Here is a 16,055-nt window from a genome sequence, read left to right on the forward strand (position 1 = left end):
TGACGAATGCGCTGTCGCAGTCGAGTGTCTAGTATTCAAGCCCGTCTCCTGATGCATAGGAATGCAAAATGTAAGAACTTATCGATTGTCCACTTACCGTGCCGTCGATCACGCGTAGGGTGGATCAGGCAGCTGCTGGCCGCCGCGAATGATGAACTTGGGGTTGTATTCGAGCAGGCCCGTTTCGATACGGTCTTCCGGGACGCCCGCATAGTCGCTGAAAATGGCGCTCACTTTTCTGACCAGCGTGAGCTTCGCATCGTCCGATCGACCCGCGCGAATATTGCACATGATGAGCGTGTCGCCGCCCGGTTCTCCGCCCACGTAACTGCTTTCGGACGCAAGGTCATTGAAGACCACGCTGATGATTTCGAGCGGCGACTTGATGGTCTCGTTCACGGCGGTGGTGATCGCTTTGGCGATTTTGCGCTTGATGTCGACGTCCAGTCCGGCGCGCGTGTTGCAAACGATGATGGGCATTTCCGGTAACTCCTTCGAAGCTGGTTGGGGAATAAATCTTTGAACGGCGCCGACAGTCTGTTGCATATGCATCTATATGGGCGCAGCGTGTCCAAGGAAAGCCGATGCACTCGGCAATCGATGTTTGCCGCGCCGCACCGTTATGACCGTGTCGATCTAGACAGATGCATCTACAACCGATGTATATGCAACAGTCTAGTAAGAATCGATACCTCTTCAACCTAGTGAGAACCCGTACCGGCCTCTTTCTCCGGAAAGCCTGTGCCGTCTCTCGTCAGGAAGTGCTACGATAGTTGCATATACACTGATCACTCTTTCAAAAGGGATCGTCGATGTTCACCGAATGCTATTGCACCCAGTTCAGGCGCTCCGCGAATGCCCTGACGAGCATTTACGACGAGGCTTTGCGCCCGGTGGGCCTGAAAATCACCCAGCACACCCTGCTTCGCGGCCTCGATCGACTTGGCTCGGCAACCTATAACGAGATTGCAGCCGAGTTGTCGCTCGACAAAACTACTATTTCGCGCAACATCAAATTGCTCATCGATGCGGGATGGGTCGAGGTCTCCAGCGACGACGATGCGCGCTACAAACTGGCGAAGCTCAGCCCTGCCGGCACCCGCGTATTGAAAGAAGCCGAGCCGCACTGGCGCGCGGCGCAGACTCAGGTCGAGAAGGAACTCCGGAAGTACCTCAAGGGGCCGGCCAGGAACGTGCTCCTGGAGGCACTCGAGACGCTGCAGAACGTGGGCGGTGAACGGTAGATTGCTCCGCCGCGTGTCGTCGATGTGCATTTTCAAGGTTCCTGGATCTGATGGACCGCTTGCCGCAATTCGTCAGACAGCGATACAGGCCTTCGCGTAACACGGTCGACGTAGGCGTGAACGAAAGTGCCATGCGCGAACGACCGATCGCGGTCGTTTCTGAACAGGCTGATCTCGTATGTCACGCTGGTCGTTCCCACTCGGCTGACGCACAATCCGCAGGTGACGAGGTCCGGAAAGACGACCTCGTCGAAGTACTCGCAGCTCGTGCGCACGACCAGCCCGACAGCGTCGCCGCGAACCGGGTCGAGAAGACCGCGATCGATGAGCCATCCATTGACCGCGGTATCGAACCAGGTGTAATGAACGGCATTGTTCACGTGCCCGTAGATGTCGATGTCTTTCCACTGGGTGTTCACCTGACAAAACCAGTGGAAGTCGCTTCGAGGCCGCGGCCTGGTCCGAGTCATGAGCGTCTCCTCAGCGGCAATTACGCGGGAACGGCCGTGCCGTACGGCACATCGCGATTGCCGAAGCGGCGCACACGGATGTTGGCTTGCTCGCCGTGCGCGATCATGCCTTCGATCGCGCACAGCCGCGAGCAATACGAGCCGATCAGCGCGCTCGCTTCATCCGTCAGCACCTTTTGATATGTGCAGGTCTTGATGAATTTGCCGACCCACAAACCACCGGTGTAACGCGCAGCTTTACCAGTCGGCAGCGTGTGATTTGTGCCGATGACCTTATCGCCATAGGCGACATTGGTGCGGGCGCCGAGGAAGAGCGCACCGTAGTTCTTCATGTTCTTCAGGAAGTAATCCGGGTCACGCGTCATCACCTGAACGTGCTCGGATGCGATGCGATCGGCCACCGAAACCATCTCTTCGAGCGTATCCGCCACGATCACTTCGCCATAGTCGCGCCACGAGACGCCTGCCGTGTTGGCGGTCGGCAGAATTTCGAGCAGGCGTTCGACTTCGGCGATGGTGTCCTTCGCCAGTTGCATCGAGTTCGTGAGAAGAACGGCCGGCGTGTTGAAGCCGTGCTCCGCCTGACCCAGAAGGTCGGTCGCGCACAGTTCCGCATCGACGCTGTCGTCGGCGATCACCAGCGTTTCGGAAGGCCCCGCGATCAGGTCGATGCCGATGCGGCCGAACAATTGACGCTTCGCTTCCGCGACATAGGCATTGCCCGGTCCGACCACCATCGCAACCGGGTCGATTGTCTGCGTGCCGAGCGCCATCGCGGCAATGGCCTGAACACCGCCGAACGTGTAGATCTCGTCGGCGCCGCCGAGGTGCATGGCCGCGACCACAGCGGGATTCGGCTTGCCACCGACCGGCGGCGACGCGGTGATGATGCGCGCAACGCCCGCCACCTTGGCCGTCACGACGCCCATGTGTGCCGATGCAACCAACGGAAACTTGCCGCCGGGTACGTAACACGCCACGCTGTCGACCGGCATGTTCTTGTGGCCCAGCACCACGCCCGGCAGCGTTTCGATTTCGACATCACGAATCGACTCGCGTTGTGCCTGGGCGAAGTTGCGCACCTGAGCCTGCGCGAACCTGATGTCGTCGAGCTGGCCCGGCGACAGCGTGCGAACACAGCGCGCAATCTCGTCTTCCGACAGCCGGAAGCTTTCGGGCGACCAGTTGTCGAACTTCGCCGAGAGTTCGGCGACGGCTGCGTCGCCGCGCGATGCAACGTCGCCGAGGATGCCCGTGACCACGTCACGAACCTTGGCGGCGTCTTGCGACGATTCTTCCGCGCTACGACCATGCTTCAAGTACCGGATTGCCATTTGCATTTCCTTTTTGCGGGGTGACCGGGAAGCAGCGTGCGCCGTATGTTTGAAGGCTCGCTGCGTTGATGAAAATGTAGCGCAAATTTTTATGCAAATTTTGCGCAAATGCTCGATACTTTCCCTAGATGGCCGATTTCAAGCGGAGTTACGGTATCGCAATCACAACGCATCAATGCAAATTTATGCAAACTAAACCTCGTACAGGCATCCGCGCGAAGGCTTCGAAAGTCCGGCTCGAAGATGTTGCCGAGCGTCTTGGCATATCGGTGTCCACGGTGTCACGGTCATTGGCCGGTCATCCCGCCATCAGTAGCGAGACCCGTGGCGCCGTGCAGGCAGTTGCGGCCGAATTGGGCTACCGAATGCCGTCACAGGGTCGATCCACGCGCAAGTCGGCGACGAAGCTGATCGGGGTGGTCGTCGGCGCGCTGCATAACCGGTTCATGACCTTGTTGCTGACGCATCTTCATGACGCCCTGCAGGAGTTCGATTACCAGATCACCTTGATGATCGACTCGATGAACGACGCGGACAATCTGCTGGCATTTCGACCTTTGATTGACGGCTATCTCGACGGGATGATCTTCGCCACCGCGACGCTCGACTCACCCGTGGTGGCGGAGATGCAAAGACGCGGCATTCCGCTGGTGCTCGTCGTCCGGTCCGTGGACGATGTGAAGGTCGACACGGTCGAGGTCGACAACGTTCACGCCGGCGCCCTCGCGGTCGAGCATCTGTATCAACTGGGGCATCGACGGGTCGGGCTCATCATGGGCTCGCAAAACACGTCGACCAGCAGAGACCGCGTCAAAGGGGCCTTGCAGTGGCTTGCGGGCGCGGGCATATCGCCGACATCGGTGCCGTTGATCTATTGCGATTACACCAGCGAGGCGGGATACTCCAGCGCCATCGCGATGCTGAGCGAGGAAAGCCGAGTCACGGGCATCGTCGCCGGAAACGACACGATCGCGCTCGGTGTGCTCGAAGCGGCCAAAAGGCAGAGCATCGCGGTGCCCCAGCAACTCTCGATCATCGGCTTCGACGACATGCCTCTTGCGGGATCGCCGCTGGTCGGGTTGACCTCGATCCGACAGCCCGTCGAAGCCATGGCGCGCACCGCCGCACGCAGACTCGTCGAGCGCATTCGAGCCGGAGGGATGGGCGCACCGGTCCACGATGTCCTGCCCATCCAACTGGTTCGTCGCGATACAACGGGGCCGATGAGCTGAAAGAATCACTCGGAACGTCGGTATCAGCTTGAGAGCGGTATCAACGACGCAATCCAGTCCGTTCACGTGCGTGCCCAGCCTCAGACGTCAGCGAGCGTGCGCATTCAACTTCGCCACCAGCACGTCACCGAATTCCGGCGCCGACATCGGCTGCTGACCCGTGATCAGCTCACGGTCGACGATCACGTTGCTATGCCAGTTCGCGACCGTATCGACATGCGCGCCCGCTTCCGCAAGCGCATTCACCGGATAGAACTGCACATTGCCGCCGAGTCCGTTCGGGCCTTCGAGTTGTTGTTCCTCGCCCGTGGAGAAAACGGTCAGGCGATAACCCGCATACGGCCAGCCCGCTGCAAACGAATTCGCCTTGCCGTCATTGGCGATCATCGATGCGATGAAGGCGTCCGGATCGTGGAGCGCCGACAGCAACACAATCGGCCCGTGACAGATGATTCCGGTCGGACGCCCACTGTCGTGGAAGCTGACGAGGATCTTGCCGAGATTGCGGTCCTTGAGCAGATCCACCATCGGCGCGTGGCCGCCGGGAATGAACAGCCCGACATATCCGCCCGTTCCCTCCGCGACCACCGAGGCAAGCGTCTTCGGATGCTTCAGTTGAGCGATGCCTTGCGCGTACTTGAGTGCATCCGCGCGCGCTGTGTCATCGCCGCCGAAAAACATCTTGTTGTTCGAATTGGCGTCCATGACCGGCATGTCGCCTTTCGGATTCGCAATGACCGGCTCGTATCCCGCCTCGACGAGCTTTCGATACGGCACGACGAATTCGTTCAGGTAGTAGCCCGTTTCATAGCGCTTGCCATCGCGCAGTTCGAGTTCATGCGCACTCGACATCACGACAAGCACCTTGCCGCGTGACTGTGCCGACGCGCTCGCCGGCAACGCAAAGGCAGTGGCCATCGCGAGCGCGGCCGCGCCGAATTTAAGGATGTTCATGATGGTTCTCTTTGAAAACAGGGTTACTCGGCCGTCTCGACATTCGACGCATAACGCGGCGCAGCCTTGGCATTCGCGAACCGGGGCGTCAGCGCGCGACGGTCCGCTTCCCACTTCGTCCATTGGTCGCCGTCATGCAGCGTCGGGATGGTCACCAGTTCGCCCTGATCGAGCCCGGCGAGCGCGGCATCCACGAGGTCGTCGGCGGTCATCGTGCTCGCCGCTTCCTTTTGCTTCGCGTAACCCGCCACGTCCCAGAACTCCGTTGCCGTCGCGGCCGGCAGCACGGTCTGCACGCGCACGCCCTTGCCTGCGAGGTCGCGCTGCAGCGCATGGCCGAAGCTCAGCACATAGGACTTCGACGCGCTATAGACCCCGTTCAGCAGTTCGACCGCAATGCCGACCACCGAACTGATGTTGATGATGGTGCCCGCACCCTTCGCGACGAACGCGGGCGCGGCTGCATAGGTGAGGCGTGTCAGCGCCGTGATGTTCAGGTCGATCATCGATTCCATGGCGTCGACATCGCCGTCGAGCACCGACGCAACCGAACCGACTCCCGCGTTGTTCACCAGCATCGTGATGCGCGGGTCTTCGCGAAGCACGGTTTCGATTTTCGCGAGCGCGGCCTTGTCGTTGAGATCCGCGGCGACGGTCTCGATCGAGCGGCCCGTCTCTTTCGTGAGGCGGTCTGCCAGCGCATCCAGCCGGGACTGGTTGCGCGCCACCAGAATCAGGTCGAAGCCGCGCCGGGCGAGGCGGTCCGCGTAGATGGCGCCGATGCCGGCCGATGCGCCCGTGACCAGTGCAAAACCTTTCGTAGAAGCAGTCATGATCGTTCCTTTGAGTGGGTTGAGCCAACAGGGTGTTGGTTCATGGAGCGAATTCTGACCTCGACTGCCCTCGACCTCAATGCCATATATGCAATGATTCAGGCCATCGATTTGCCGTTGCGGCTGTCTCTTTTGTGCTAACTTCAACGAATCAGGCCATCGAACACCGAACATCATGCATACCGTCGGACTTCTCGTTTATCCGAATTTCCAGTCGCTCGCGCTGGCCGTGGCGAGCGTCTTCGAATACGCCAACCTTCTGCGCGACGAGACGTCGTACCAGTTCAGCATCGTGTCCGAGCACGGCGGACCGGTCGCGTCGTCGCAGGGGTTTTCGGTTCATAGCGAACCGCTGGCCGAAGAGGGTTACGACACGCTCATCGTCGCGGGCGACAACGAATGCCGCCTGCCTTCGGCAGCGCTTGTCGAATACCTTCGGCAGGCACCGCGCCACTCACGGCGCATTGCTTCGATCTGCACGGGAGCGTTCGTTCTGGCCGCCGCGGGTCTGCTGGAAGGCAAGCGAGCCACGACGCACTGGTTCCACGCGCGCGCCTTCCAGACGCAGTATCCGAACATCCGGCTCGAAGAAGACCGCATCTACGTGGTCGACGATCAGATGTGGACGTCAGCGGGGATGAGCGCGGGCGTGGACCTCGCGCTCGCGATCGTCGAAAGCGATTTCGGGCTGGAAACCTCGCGCATGGTCGCGCGCAAGCTCGTGCTGTACCAGCGACGCGGCGGCGGCCAGTCGCAGTTCTCGGCGCTGCTCGAGATGGGAGCACGCTCGGACCGCGTGCAGATGGCGCTCACCTACGCGAGTGAAAACCTGGCGAGCGATTTGTCGGTCGAGCGGCTGGCCGAAGCGGCACGGCTCAGCCCCCGCCAGTTCAGCCGGGTATTTCGTGAGGAAACGGGCCAATCGCCCGCCAAGGCAGTCGAGCGGCTACGCGTCGAGGCCGCCCGCCTGATGATGGAAACGACGCGTCATCCGATCGAGGTGGTCGCGAGAGAGACGGGCTTCGGTGACCGTGAACGCATGCGTCAGGCGTTCCTGCGTGCGTTCGGTCAGCCGCCGCAAACCATTCAGCGGGCGTCGGGCGTCACGCCGCTTGCGCTTTAGGGTCGCTCGCTTTACTGCTCCCCGGGCGTCCATTCCGGGCTATAGCCACCCAACGCCGGGTGATACATCTCGTCGCCGGAATGCTGGGTGAATTCGACGTTGAGCCGGTCTTCACGCAAGCCGAGAATTTCGATGCAATGCGCGCAAAGCGCCTTGGCCACGTCCATACGCAGTTCGGGCGGTCTGCCCTTTCGGATGTCCAGCATCATCACCGCGACCGGCGTTGGCTCCTCACCGGGTTCGGGAATCCGCCAGACGCCTCCCTCGCCCAGCTCTCGAATCGCGACGCTGATGCGCCTGATGTCCACCGACATCATCCGCGCGTAGGTTTCGCTCATCTTCAGCGCGAGGCGCCGCTTGTCTTCCACTGAATAGTGGTCGTTCACGTCCAGTTGCAGGTAGGGCATGGTCGTCACACTCCTCGAAAGCCTCAATTTTCACCGGATGCAGCGCCGTTCCAATGTCGCATGTGCAAGGATTTCCGGACACGCGACACGCTCAGAACAGGTGATGAATGCCCGCCAGCACGACCGTTTGCCGGTTCGACGACGATGGCCCGATGCCCAGCGTGTTCGCCACCGCGCCCGATGACGCCTGCTCCACCATCACGTCGGCGTAAAGCTGCGTGAGCTTCGAGAGCGCATAGACGCTGGCGATCGTCACCTGGGTCCAGCGCTCGCCGGCGAAGGTCGTGGTCCATGCGCCCACGCGAATCGTCCGGCGTCGCTGACGCGCGGCTCGCCAAATAGCCGGACGCATCGTCGCCCCTGGCATGCTGCTGCTTTGCACAAAAGTTGACTTTCTCATGCTAAGGACTAACCCCGATGCAAGAAAGTATCAGTTCGGGGTGTTATTTTAAGTGGTGAGATGACACCGAAAGGGCTACTTTTCAGTCATGGCAAGACGCGATGAGACGCGCTGCGCAAAAGCACAAAAAGCCTTGGAGACGATGCATGACAGCAAACCGGGAGACGATGGCGCGCAACGACGATGCCCGTCGCGCCAAAGCGACCGAGCCCGATCTGGAGCTGGTCGCCGTCCCGCGCGATGAGTCGTTCAAGGTGTGGTCGCATGGCTATCCCTATCGCACCGTGCGGTGGCACTTTCATCCCGAGTACGAGATCCATCTCATCACCGCGACCACGGGCAAATACTTCGTCGGCGATCACATCGGCAATTTCGCGCCGGGCAATCTCGTGATGGTCGGATCGAACCTGCCGCACAACTGGGTCAGCAGCGTTGCGGGCGGCGATCGCGTCGCCGAACGCTGCCTCGTGCTCCAGTTCGATAGCGGATTCGTCACGCGCGCGACCGAGGCGTTTCCGGAGTTCAGGCGCATGGAGTCGCTCCTCGATTCATCGCGCTGGGGCCTGCTCTTTACACAGGAGACGGGCGCGGCCGCCGAACCGATCATGCGCGAGATGCTCGGCGCGCAAGGCATGCGGCGCATCGGGTTGCTGGCGGCGTTGTTCGAGTTGCTTGCCCAGAGCGAGGAACCGCGAAGGCTCGCGAGCGCCGCCTATCGCGCCGACCCCGACCGTTACGGCGAGACCCGCATCAATCACGTGCTTTCGTTCATCGGGAAGAATCTCTCGCAGGAGTTGCGCGAGACCGAACTGGCGGAACTCGCCGGACAAAGCGCGAGCGCCTTCTCGCGGTATTTCCGCCGCCATACGGGCGTGCCGTTCGTCCAGTACGTGAACCGGTTGCGCATCAACCTGGCCTGCCAGTTGCTGATGTCGGATGAGTTGAGCGTCACCGATATCTGCTATCAGGTCGGCTTCAATAATCTTTCGAATTTCAATCGCCAGTTCCTGTTGCTCAAGCAGATGTCGCCGACGCGCTGGCGCACCTATCAATGGCTCAATGCCGCGAGCGCGGCTGATTCGATCGAACAGGTCGAAATGCCGGAAATCGCCGGCTAGTGTGCGGCGCAATGTCTGCGTCGGGCATCCGATAACAGGCTTCTTGAAAAGGATACCTAAGCTGTTCAGATGCGCATGCGGCAGGCCAACCACAGTAGTACGACATTCAAATCCCAAGAACTCGGAGACATGCAATGAAAAAGCTCTCAACCCAACTGATCAGCGCGGGCGCGCTGAGTCTCGGCCTGTCGTGCAGCCTGCCGGCGCTGTCCGCGCCCAGCGGCACGGTTGCGTTCCTGATGCCCGATCAGGCCTCGACGCGCTATGAACAACACGACTTTCCCGGCTTCAAGGCCGAAATGGCGAAGCTTTGTCCGGATTGCAAGGTGCTCTATCAGAACGCCAATGCGGCCGTCGCGACGCAGCAGCAGCAGTTCAATTCCGTGATTGCGCAAGGCGCGAAGGTGATCGTCCTCGATCCGGTGGATTCCACGGCTGCCGCGTCGCTCGTCCATATGGCGCAGAGTCAGGGGATCAAGGTCATCGCCTATGACCGGCCCGTGCCGTCGACGCCCGCGGACTATTACGTTTCCTTCGATAACGAAGGCATCGGCAAGGCGATCGCGACGTCGCTCGTCGATCATCTCAAGGCGACGGGCGTCGCGACCAGCAAGGGCGGCGTGCTCGAAGTCAACGGCTCGCCCACGGATGCGGCGGCGGGTCTCATCAAGAAGGGCATTCACACCGGTCTGCAAAGCGGCGGCTACAAGACCCTCGCGGAATACGACACGCCGGAATGGGCGCCGCCCAAGGCCCAGCAATGGGTCAGCGGGCAGATCACGCGCTTCAGCTCGCAGATCGTCGGCGTGGTGGCGGCCAACGACGGCACGGCCGGCGGCACCATCGCGGCCTTCAAGGCGGCCGGCGTCAATCCCGTGCCGCCCGTGACCGGTAACGACGCGACCATCGCCGGCCTGCAGCTCATCATCTCGGGCGACCAGTACAACACGATCCTCAAGCCGAGCGAGATCGTCGCGGCGGCGGCGGCGAAGGCGGCGGTCGGCTTTCTCTCGGGACAGGCGCCGAAGGGAGAGACCTCGCTCTTCAACACGCCGACGCAATTGTTCAAGCCCTCGGTCATCACGGCGCAGAACCTGAAGGCCGAAGTGGTGGACAAGGGCTTCGCGAACGCGAAAGAGCTTTGCACGGACCGTTATGCGGACGGCTGCAAGAAGCTCGGCATCACGCACTGACCGGGACTGACAGCGGCGAAGCCCGGCTGCTTGCGGGCTCCGCCGCACCGAAGAGGAACATCATGAATGCAATCCCCACTCCACACGCCGGGCGCGGCGAGCTGGTGCTGAGCCTGCGCGGCGTCTCGAAGCATTTCGGCGCGGTGTCGGCGCTCACCGACATCGAGCTCGACGTCCACGCCGGCGAAGTCGTCGCGCTGGTCGGCGACAACGGCGCGGGCAAATCGACGCTCGTCAAGATCCTCGCAGGCGTGCATCAGCCGAGCGCAGGCACGATCACCTTCGGCGGCAAGGAAGTCACGCTGTCGGATCCGGGCACGGCGCTCGACTTGGGTATCGCGACGGTCTTCCAGGACCTCGCCTTGTGCGAGAACCTGGATGTCGTCGCCAACATCTATCTCGGGCGCGAGCTCGCTCCCATGCGTCTCGACGAAGTGTCGATGGAAGTGCGCGCCTGGACGCTCTTGAACGAACTCTCGGCGCGCATTCCGAGCGTGCGCGACGTCGTCGCCTCGCTTTCGGGCGGACAGCGCCAGACGGTCGCCATCGCGCGTTCGCTGCTGCTCGACCCGAAACTCATCATGCTCGACGAGCCGACGGCCGCGCTCGGCGTCGCGCAGACGGCCGAAGTGCTGAACCTGATCGAGCGCGTCCGCGATCGCGGCCACGCGGTCATCATGATCAGTCACAACATGGAGGACGTGCGCGCGGTCGCGGACCGCATCGTGGTGCTGCGGCTCGGCCGCAACAACGGCATCTTCTATCCCGATTCGTCGAACGCGGAGCTGGTGGCCGCGATCACCGGCGCGACCGAGAACGCCGTATCGCGCCGCGCCGGACGCCGTCAGGCTCAACAGGACGCATGAAACAGGACATCGGGTAAAGGATCGATCATGAGCAAGCACACTCCGGGCAGCGCGCCGCCCGACACGCAAAGCGCGCCCCAGCCTTCCACCCTGCTCGACCGCAGCGACGTCCGCGTCAAGCACGCGAGCGGCGTCGGTGAAAGCGTCTCCGCGTTCGTCGACCGCGTGCGCTCCGGCGATCTCGGATCGCTGCCGGTCATCGCGGGTCTCATCATCATCTGGACCGTGTTCACGAGTCTTAACCCGGTCTTTCTGTCCGCGAACAATCTCGTGAACCTGTTGTTCGATTGTTCGACGGTCGGCGTCATTTCGCTCGGCATCGTCTGCGTGCTGCTGGTCGGCGAGATCGACCTGTCAGTGGGGTCGATGAGCGGCTTCGCCTCCGCGCTCGTCGGCACGCTGTGGGTCAATGAAGGCTGGCCCGTGCTGCTCGCATGTGTCGCGGCAATCGTGGTGGGCGGCGCGATCGGCGCGCTGTACGCGTTGCTGCTCAACCGGCTCGGCATGCCGAGCTTCGTCTCGACGCTCGCGGGACTGCTCGCGATTCTCGGGATGCAACTCTATGTGCTGGGCGCGAGCGGCTCCATCAACCTGCCGTACTCCACGACGATGGTGGACTTCGGGCAATTGATGATCATCCCCGCGCTTGTCTCGCATGTGCTGGCCCTGCTGCCCGGCGTGACGATCCTCGTGCTCGGTCTGCGCACACGCGCACGCCGTCAGGCCGCGCGGCTTTCCGCGCCCTCGATGGGCGGCCTGCTGGCGCGCGCCGTCGCGATCACGGTGTTCCTGGAGATCGTCGTCGCCTATCTCAACTCGGGGCGCGGCGTGCCGCTGATGTTCGGCGTCTTCCTCGGCCTCACCGTGCTCATGGACTACGCGCTGACGCGCACGCGCTGGGGCCGCTCGATGAACGCGGTCGGCGGCAACCGCGAGGCCGCGCGGCGCGCGGGCATCAAGGTCGCGAGCATCTACACGAGCGCCTTCGTGCTGTGCGCGAGTTTCGCCGCGCTCGGCGGCATTCTCACCGCCGCCCGCCTCGCATCCGCGAGCCAGCAGGCCGGCACCGGCGACGTCAACCTGAACGCCATCGCGGCGGCGGTGATCGGCGGGACGAGCCTGTTCGGAGGCCGCGGCAGCGCATATTCGGCAGTGCTCGGCATCATCGTTATTCAGTCGATTGCAAGCGGCCTCACGCTGCTGAATCTGTCTTCTTCGTTGCGCTTCATGATCACCGGCGCGGTGCTGGCCATCGCGGTGATCGTCGATTCGCTCGCCCGGCAATCGCGCGTATCGCACGGTCGCGCCTGAGCGGACTCAAACAGGAGAATCGTCAATGTCAGTATCCATCGCGGGAAAAGTGGCCGCCATCACCGGCGCGGCGTCGGGCATCGGCCTGGAGTGCGCGCGCGTCCTGATCGAAGAAGGCGCGAAGGTCGTGCTGATCGATCGCGCGCAGGACCGGCTCGCGGCCTGCTGCGCGGAACTGGGCGCGAATGCGCTGCCTCTGTCCGTGGATTTGCTCAAGCCCTCCGAAGTCTCGGCGATGCTGCCGAAAATTCTCGATCTCGCCGGCGGCCTCGACATCTTTCACGCCAACGCGGGCGCGTATATCGGCGGCGAAATCGTGGACGGCAATCCGGACGAATGGGATCGCATGCTGAACCTGAACATCAACGCCGCGTTCCGCTCGGTGCACGCCGTCCTGCCGCATATGGTCGCGCAGAAATCGGGCGATATCGTGTTCACCAGTTCGATCGCGGGCATCGTGCCGGTCGTGTGGGAACCGATCTACACTGCATCCAAGTTCGCCGTGCAGGCGTTCGTGCACACCACGCGGCGTCAGGTCGCGAAACATGGCGTGCGCGTGGGCGCCGTCGCGCCCGGCCCGGTCGTCACCGCCCTGCTCGATGACTGGCCGAAAGCCAAGATGGAGGAAGCGCTCGCCTCCGGCAGTCTGATGCAGCCGCGAGAAGTCGCCGAAGCGGTGCTCTTCATGCTGACGCGTCCGCGTAACGTGACCATTCGCGATCTCGTGATCCTGCCCAACAGCGTCGATCTGTGAGCACGCATCCGGCGGGCGATGTAGCCTTGCCGTCATGACCCCACTCCAACCACGGACAGAGAGATGAACGCAAGCAACCCGAGCGCCGGCGCACGCCATGTCATCGGCGTCGACGTGGGCACCGGCAGCGCCCGCGCCGGAATTTTCGATGCCGCCGGCAATATGGCCGCCTCGGCGAAAAAGGACATTACGCTGTTCCATGAGAGCGGCGCCATCGTCGAGCAGTCGAGCGGGGAAATCTGGAGCGCCGTCTGCCATGCCGTGAAGGAAGCGCTTGCGCAGGCGGCGATCGCGCCCGAGTCCGTCGCCGGAATCAGCTTCGACGCAACCTGTTCGCTCGTCGTACTGGGCGATGGCGGCGCGTCGCTGCCCGTGGGACCGTCGGAAGTGGCCGGGCGTGACATCGTGGTCTGGATGGATCATCGCGCGCTCGAACAGGCGGCGCGCATCAACGCGACGGACCACGCGGTGCTGAAGTTCGTCGGCGGCAGAATCTCGCCGGAAATGGAGACGCCGAAGCTCTTGTGGCTTCTGGAAAACCGCCCGCGAACCTTTAACGCCGCGTGGCAGTTCTTCGATCTCACCGACTTCCTGACATGGCGCGCGTCCGGCGACCTGTCGAGGTCGGTCTGCACCGTGACATGCAAGTGGACCTATCTCGCGCATGAACGGCGCTGGGACGACAGCTATTTCCGGACCATCGGACTCGGCGCGCTGGCGGACGAGGACTTCGCGCGCATCGGTCGGCAGGTGGTCGAACCGGGCACGCGACTCGGCAACGGGCTCACCGAACGTGCCGCCGCGGAACTCGGCCTGATCGCCGGAACGCCGGTCGGCGCGGGTGTGATCGATGCCCATGCGGGCGGCATCGGCACCGTGGGCGCGCAAGGCAATCCGGAGTCCTGCCTGGCCTATGTGTTCGGCACCTCGTCATGCACGATGACGACGACCGCGGAACCGGTCTTCGTGCCCGGCGTCTGGGGGCCCTATTTCTCGGCGATGGTGCCGCAGGCATGGCTCAACGAAGGCGGTCAGTCGGTCGCCGGGGCCGCGATCGAGCGCCTGCTCGCGATGCATCCCGCCGCCGCCGATGCGGGGAGGCGCGCGCAAGAGCGCGGCGAATCGCTCCCGGGCATGCTGGCCGGGCTCGCGGCCCAGGCGTCCGGAAGCCTGTCCGACGCGGTGAAGCTCGCCGACGGCCTGCACATCGTCCCCGAGTTCCTCGGCAACCGCGCGCCTTTCGCCGATCCGCACGCGCGCGCGGTCATCGCCGGTCTCGGCATGGAAACCGGTCTCGACAGTCTGGTCGCGCTGTATGTCGCCGGCGTGTGCAGCATCGGTTACGGTCTGCGTCAGATCATCGAAGCGCAAGCTCAGGCCGGCGCGCCGATCGAGCGTGTGATGATCAGCGGCGGCGCGGGCCGGCTCGATCTGGTCCGGCAACTGCTCGCCGATGCGACCGGCAAGCCGGTGCTGGCCACGCAGGCCGAGGAGCCCGTGCTGCTCGGCGCTGCGATGCTCGGCGCCGTGGCGGGCGGCCTGTTCGACGACGTTCGCTCGGCGATGAGCGGCATGGCGCGCGTCAAGGAGACCTACTCGCCGGCAAGCGGCGACCTCGCGCAGTTGCACGAAGCGCGGTATCGCGCATTCATCCGCTTGCAGGCTTGCGCGCGGGAGATTCGCGAGGGCTAGATCGAGTTCAGGTTCTCGTTGTATTGCCGCGCACGAAATGCAGCCCGAGCCGTGCTGCTATCGAGAGCATCGCAAGACTGATCGTCACGACGAGCATCGCGCGCTCGGTTCGTGTTGCACGATCGGTGCGCTCGATCAGCAGTTCGGTTTCCGACTGACGCATCTGCGCAATCAGCATCCGAATCCGGTCCATGCGTTCGAGGCCGACATCGCTCAGTATCATGTCGCGCGCCTGCGCTGTCCCTTGCTCCTTCAGAACACTCAGCGTCCGTGCGAGTTCGGCGAGCTTGTCTTTCAAGGCGAGGTCCAGTGCATCGACGCGCGCAAGCTGCGCCGGGCTGTCGTGAACCAGTTTCCTGAGCTTCGCCGGTTCCGCCTGCACTTCCCTGATCGCCTGCAAGTAAGGCCTGAGATACGCTTCGTTGACCGTGAGAATGTAGCCGCGCTGACCGGTCTCGGCATCGGTCATCAACTGGAGCGTCGTCTCAAGCGTAGACATCACCCGATACGTGTGTTCGATCCAGTCGCGTTGCGCGAGCAGGATGCGGTGATAGCCATAGGACGTCGCAGCAGCGACGATCACGAGCGCCGTGAGCGGCACGACACGCCAGTCGAACGACTCGCGAAAACGCCACCGTACGCGTTCGCGTTTCATCGCCGTTCAGAAGCGCATCACGAGCGCGACACCGGCCACCATCAACAAGGTGCCAAGCAAGCGCAACCAGCTGATGGGATGCTCCGCCACGCCGATCAAACCGAAGTGATCGATCGCGACCGACGCCACGAGGTTCGCGCAGATCGTCAGGCCATTGAGCGTGCCGACACCGACTTTCTGCACCAGCGTCAGACCGGCAAACACGGCCACGGCCCCGACGATGCCGCCGAGCGGCGCCCACCATTTCATGCTGCGCAGATCGTCGAGCGTCGGCAGCGGGGTCGGCTGGATGAAGAACAACGCGACGGCGAGAAACGTCACCAGCAGAAACGAAATGCTCGACGCGAGCCACGGATTGACGAGCGAGCCTTTCAGCACGCCGTTGATGGGCGCACCCGCGGCCTGAAGGATGCCGCCCGCGATGATGAACGGAAAAATCCACACCTGGCTCATCGTTCTCCTCCGTTGT

18 protein-coding genes are annotated in these 16,055 nt (G+C 62.8%); 9 read left to right on the plus strand and 9 right to left on the minus strand.

Going from position 1 to position 16,055, the window contains the following annotated elements:
• Positions 1-108 precede the first annotated feature (108 nt).
• Complete coding sequence (locus ACEN42_RS34475; RefSeq protein WP_187603290.1) at positions 109-480, minus strand: tautomerase family protein; 372 nt, start codon at positions 478-480, stop codon at positions 109-111.
• A gap of 332 nt (positions 481-812) precedes the next feature.
• On the opposite strand from ACEN42_RS34475, the gene ACEN42_RS34480 reads away from it, so the two are divergent.
• Positions 813-1,244, plus strand: coding sequence for a MarR family winged helix-turn-helix transcriptional regulator (locus tag ACEN42_RS34480; RefSeq protein WP_187603289.1), 432 nt, complete (start codon positions 813-815; stop codon positions 1,242-1,244).
• Between the two features lie 32 nt (positions 1,245-1,276).
• Here the strand turns inward: ACEN42_RS34480 and ACEN42_RS34485 are convergent, their stop codons facing one another.
• Positions 1,277-1,714 carry an acyl-CoA thioesterase gene (locus tag ACEN42_RS34485; protein WP_371883093.1) on the minus strand — a complete coding sequence of 146 codons (438 nt, stop codon included), beginning with the start codon at positions 1,712-1,714 and terminating at the stop codon, positions 1,277-1,279.
• 20 nt (positions 1,715-1,734) lie between these two features.
• The gene (hisD, locus tag ACEN42_RS34490) at positions 1,735-3,048 is read right to left on the minus strand and encodes a histidinol dehydrogenase (protein WP_371883094.1); all 1,314 of its coding nucleotides are present in this window, start codon (positions 3,046-3,048) and stop codon (positions 1,735-1,737) included.
• A gap of 128 nt (positions 3,049-3,176) precedes the next feature.
• On the opposite strand from hisD, the gene ACEN42_RS34495 reads away from it, so the two are divergent.
• Complete coding sequence (locus ACEN42_RS34495) at positions 3,177-4,280, plus strand: LacI family DNA-binding transcriptional regulator (RefSeq protein WP_371883095.1); 1,104 nt, start codon at positions 3,177-3,179, stop codon at positions 4,278-4,280.
• Between the two features lie 87 nt (positions 4,281-4,367).
• Here ACEN42_RS34495 and ACEN42_RS34500 read toward each other — a convergent pair whose 3' ends face one another.
• Both ACEN42_RS34500 and ACEN42_RS34505 read right to left on the minus strand, forming a co-directional pair.
• On the minus strand, positions 4,368-5,234 hold the full coding sequence (locus tag ACEN42_RS34500) for a type 1 glutamine amidotransferase domain-containing protein (protein WP_371883096.1): 867 nt from the start codon (positions 5,232-5,234) through the stop codon (positions 4,368-4,370).
• A 23-nt stretch (positions 5,235-5,257) separates the two neighbouring features.
• Positions 5,258-6,067 (minus strand): SDR family NAD(P)-dependent oxidoreductase, encoded by an 810-nt coding sequence (locus tag ACEN42_RS34505; RefSeq protein WP_371883097.1) that lies wholly within the window; start codon positions 6,065-6,067, stop codon positions 5,258-5,260.
• Between the two features lie 175 nt (positions 6,068-6,242).
• On the opposite strand from ACEN42_RS34505, the gene ACEN42_RS34510 reads away from it, so the two are divergent.
• Positions 6,243-7,190, plus strand: a complete 948-nt coding sequence (locus ACEN42_RS34510; protein WP_309885362.1) for a GlxA family transcriptional regulator — start codon at positions 6,243-6,245, stop codon at positions 7,188-7,190.
• An 11-nt stretch (positions 7,191-7,201) separates the two neighbouring features.
• Here ACEN42_RS34510 and ACEN42_RS34515 read toward each other — a convergent pair whose 3' ends face one another.
• Both ACEN42_RS34515 and ACEN42_RS34520 read right to left on the minus strand, forming a co-directional pair.
• A complete protein-coding gene (locus tag ACEN42_RS34515) occupies positions 7,202-7,597 on the minus strand; it encodes a hypothetical protein (RefSeq protein ID WP_035498308.1) in 396 nt (131 codons plus the stop codon).
• A gap of 91 nt (positions 7,598-7,688) precedes the next feature.
• Positions 7,689-7,898, minus strand: a complete 210-nt coding sequence (locus ACEN42_RS34520) for a hypothetical protein (RefSeq protein WP_371883098.1) — start codon at positions 7,896-7,898, stop codon at positions 7,689-7,691.
• Positions 7,899-8,143: 245 nt separating this feature from the next.
• On the opposite strand from ACEN42_RS34520, the gene ACEN42_RS34525 reads away from it, so the two are divergent.
• The 6 genes from ACEN42_RS34525 to ACEN42_RS34550 all read left to right on the plus strand — a co-directional run bounded on the left by ACEN42_RS34525 (position 8,144) and on the right by ACEN42_RS34550 (position 14,931).
• Positions 8,144-9,115 (plus strand): AraC family transcriptional regulator, encoded by a 972-nt coding sequence (locus ACEN42_RS34525; protein WP_371883099.1) that lies wholly within the window; start codon positions 8,144-8,146, stop codon positions 9,113-9,115.
• A 134-nt stretch (positions 9,116-9,249) separates the two neighbouring features.
• Positions 9,250-10,308 carry a sugar ABC transporter substrate-binding protein gene (locus tag ACEN42_RS34530; protein ID WP_371883100.1) on the plus strand — a complete coding sequence of 353 codons (1,059 nt, stop codon included), beginning with the start codon at positions 9,250-9,252 and terminating at the stop codon, positions 10,306-10,308.
• Between the two features lie 62 nt (positions 10,309-10,370).
• Entirely contained in the window at positions 10,371-11,174 is an 804-nt protein-coding gene (locus ACEN42_RS34535) for an ATP-binding cassette domain-containing protein (protein ID WP_035498315.1), read from the plus strand.
• Positions 11,175-11,201: 27 nt separating this feature from the next.
• Positions 11,202-12,485 (plus strand): sugar ABC transporter permease, encoded by a 1,284-nt coding sequence (locus ACEN42_RS34540; protein WP_238213073.1) that lies wholly within the window; start codon positions 11,202-11,204, stop codon positions 12,483-12,485.
• Positions 12,486-12,510: 25 nt separating this feature from the next.
• Positions 12,511-13,239 (plus strand): SDR family oxidoreductase, encoded by a 729-nt coding sequence (locus ACEN42_RS34545; protein ID WP_035498318.1) that lies wholly within the window; start codon positions 12,511-12,513, stop codon positions 13,237-13,239.
• A 63-nt stretch (positions 13,240-13,302) separates the two neighbouring features.
• On the plus strand, positions 13,303-14,931 hold the full coding sequence (locus ACEN42_RS34550; RefSeq protein WP_371883101.1) for an FGGY-family carbohydrate kinase: 1,629 nt from the start codon (positions 13,303-13,305) through the stop codon (positions 14,929-14,931).
• A 7-nt stretch (positions 14,932-14,938) separates the two neighbouring features.
• Here ACEN42_RS34550 and ACEN42_RS34555 read toward each other — a convergent pair whose 3' ends face one another.
• Together ACEN42_RS34555 and ACEN42_RS34560 are read right to left on the minus strand one after the other, a co-directional pair.
• The gene (locus ACEN42_RS34555) at positions 14,939-15,586 is read right to left on the minus strand and encodes a CHASE3 domain-containing protein (protein WP_371883102.1); all 648 of its coding nucleotides are present in this window, start codon (positions 15,584-15,586) and stop codon (positions 14,939-14,941) included.
• 6 nt (positions 15,587-15,592) lie between these two features.
• Complete coding sequence (locus ACEN42_RS34560) at positions 15,593-16,039, minus strand: DMT family transporter (protein ID WP_187603274.1); 447 nt, start codon at positions 16,037-16,039, stop codon at positions 15,593-15,595.
• Positions 16,040-16,055: the final 16 nt, after the last annotated feature.

It is taken from the genome of Caballeronia sp. S22 (genome assembly GCF_964261745.1).
GTDB classification, from domain to species: domain Bacteria; phylum Pseudomonadota; class Gammaproteobacteria; order Burkholderiales; family Burkholderiaceae; genus Caballeronia; species Caballeronia jiangsuensis.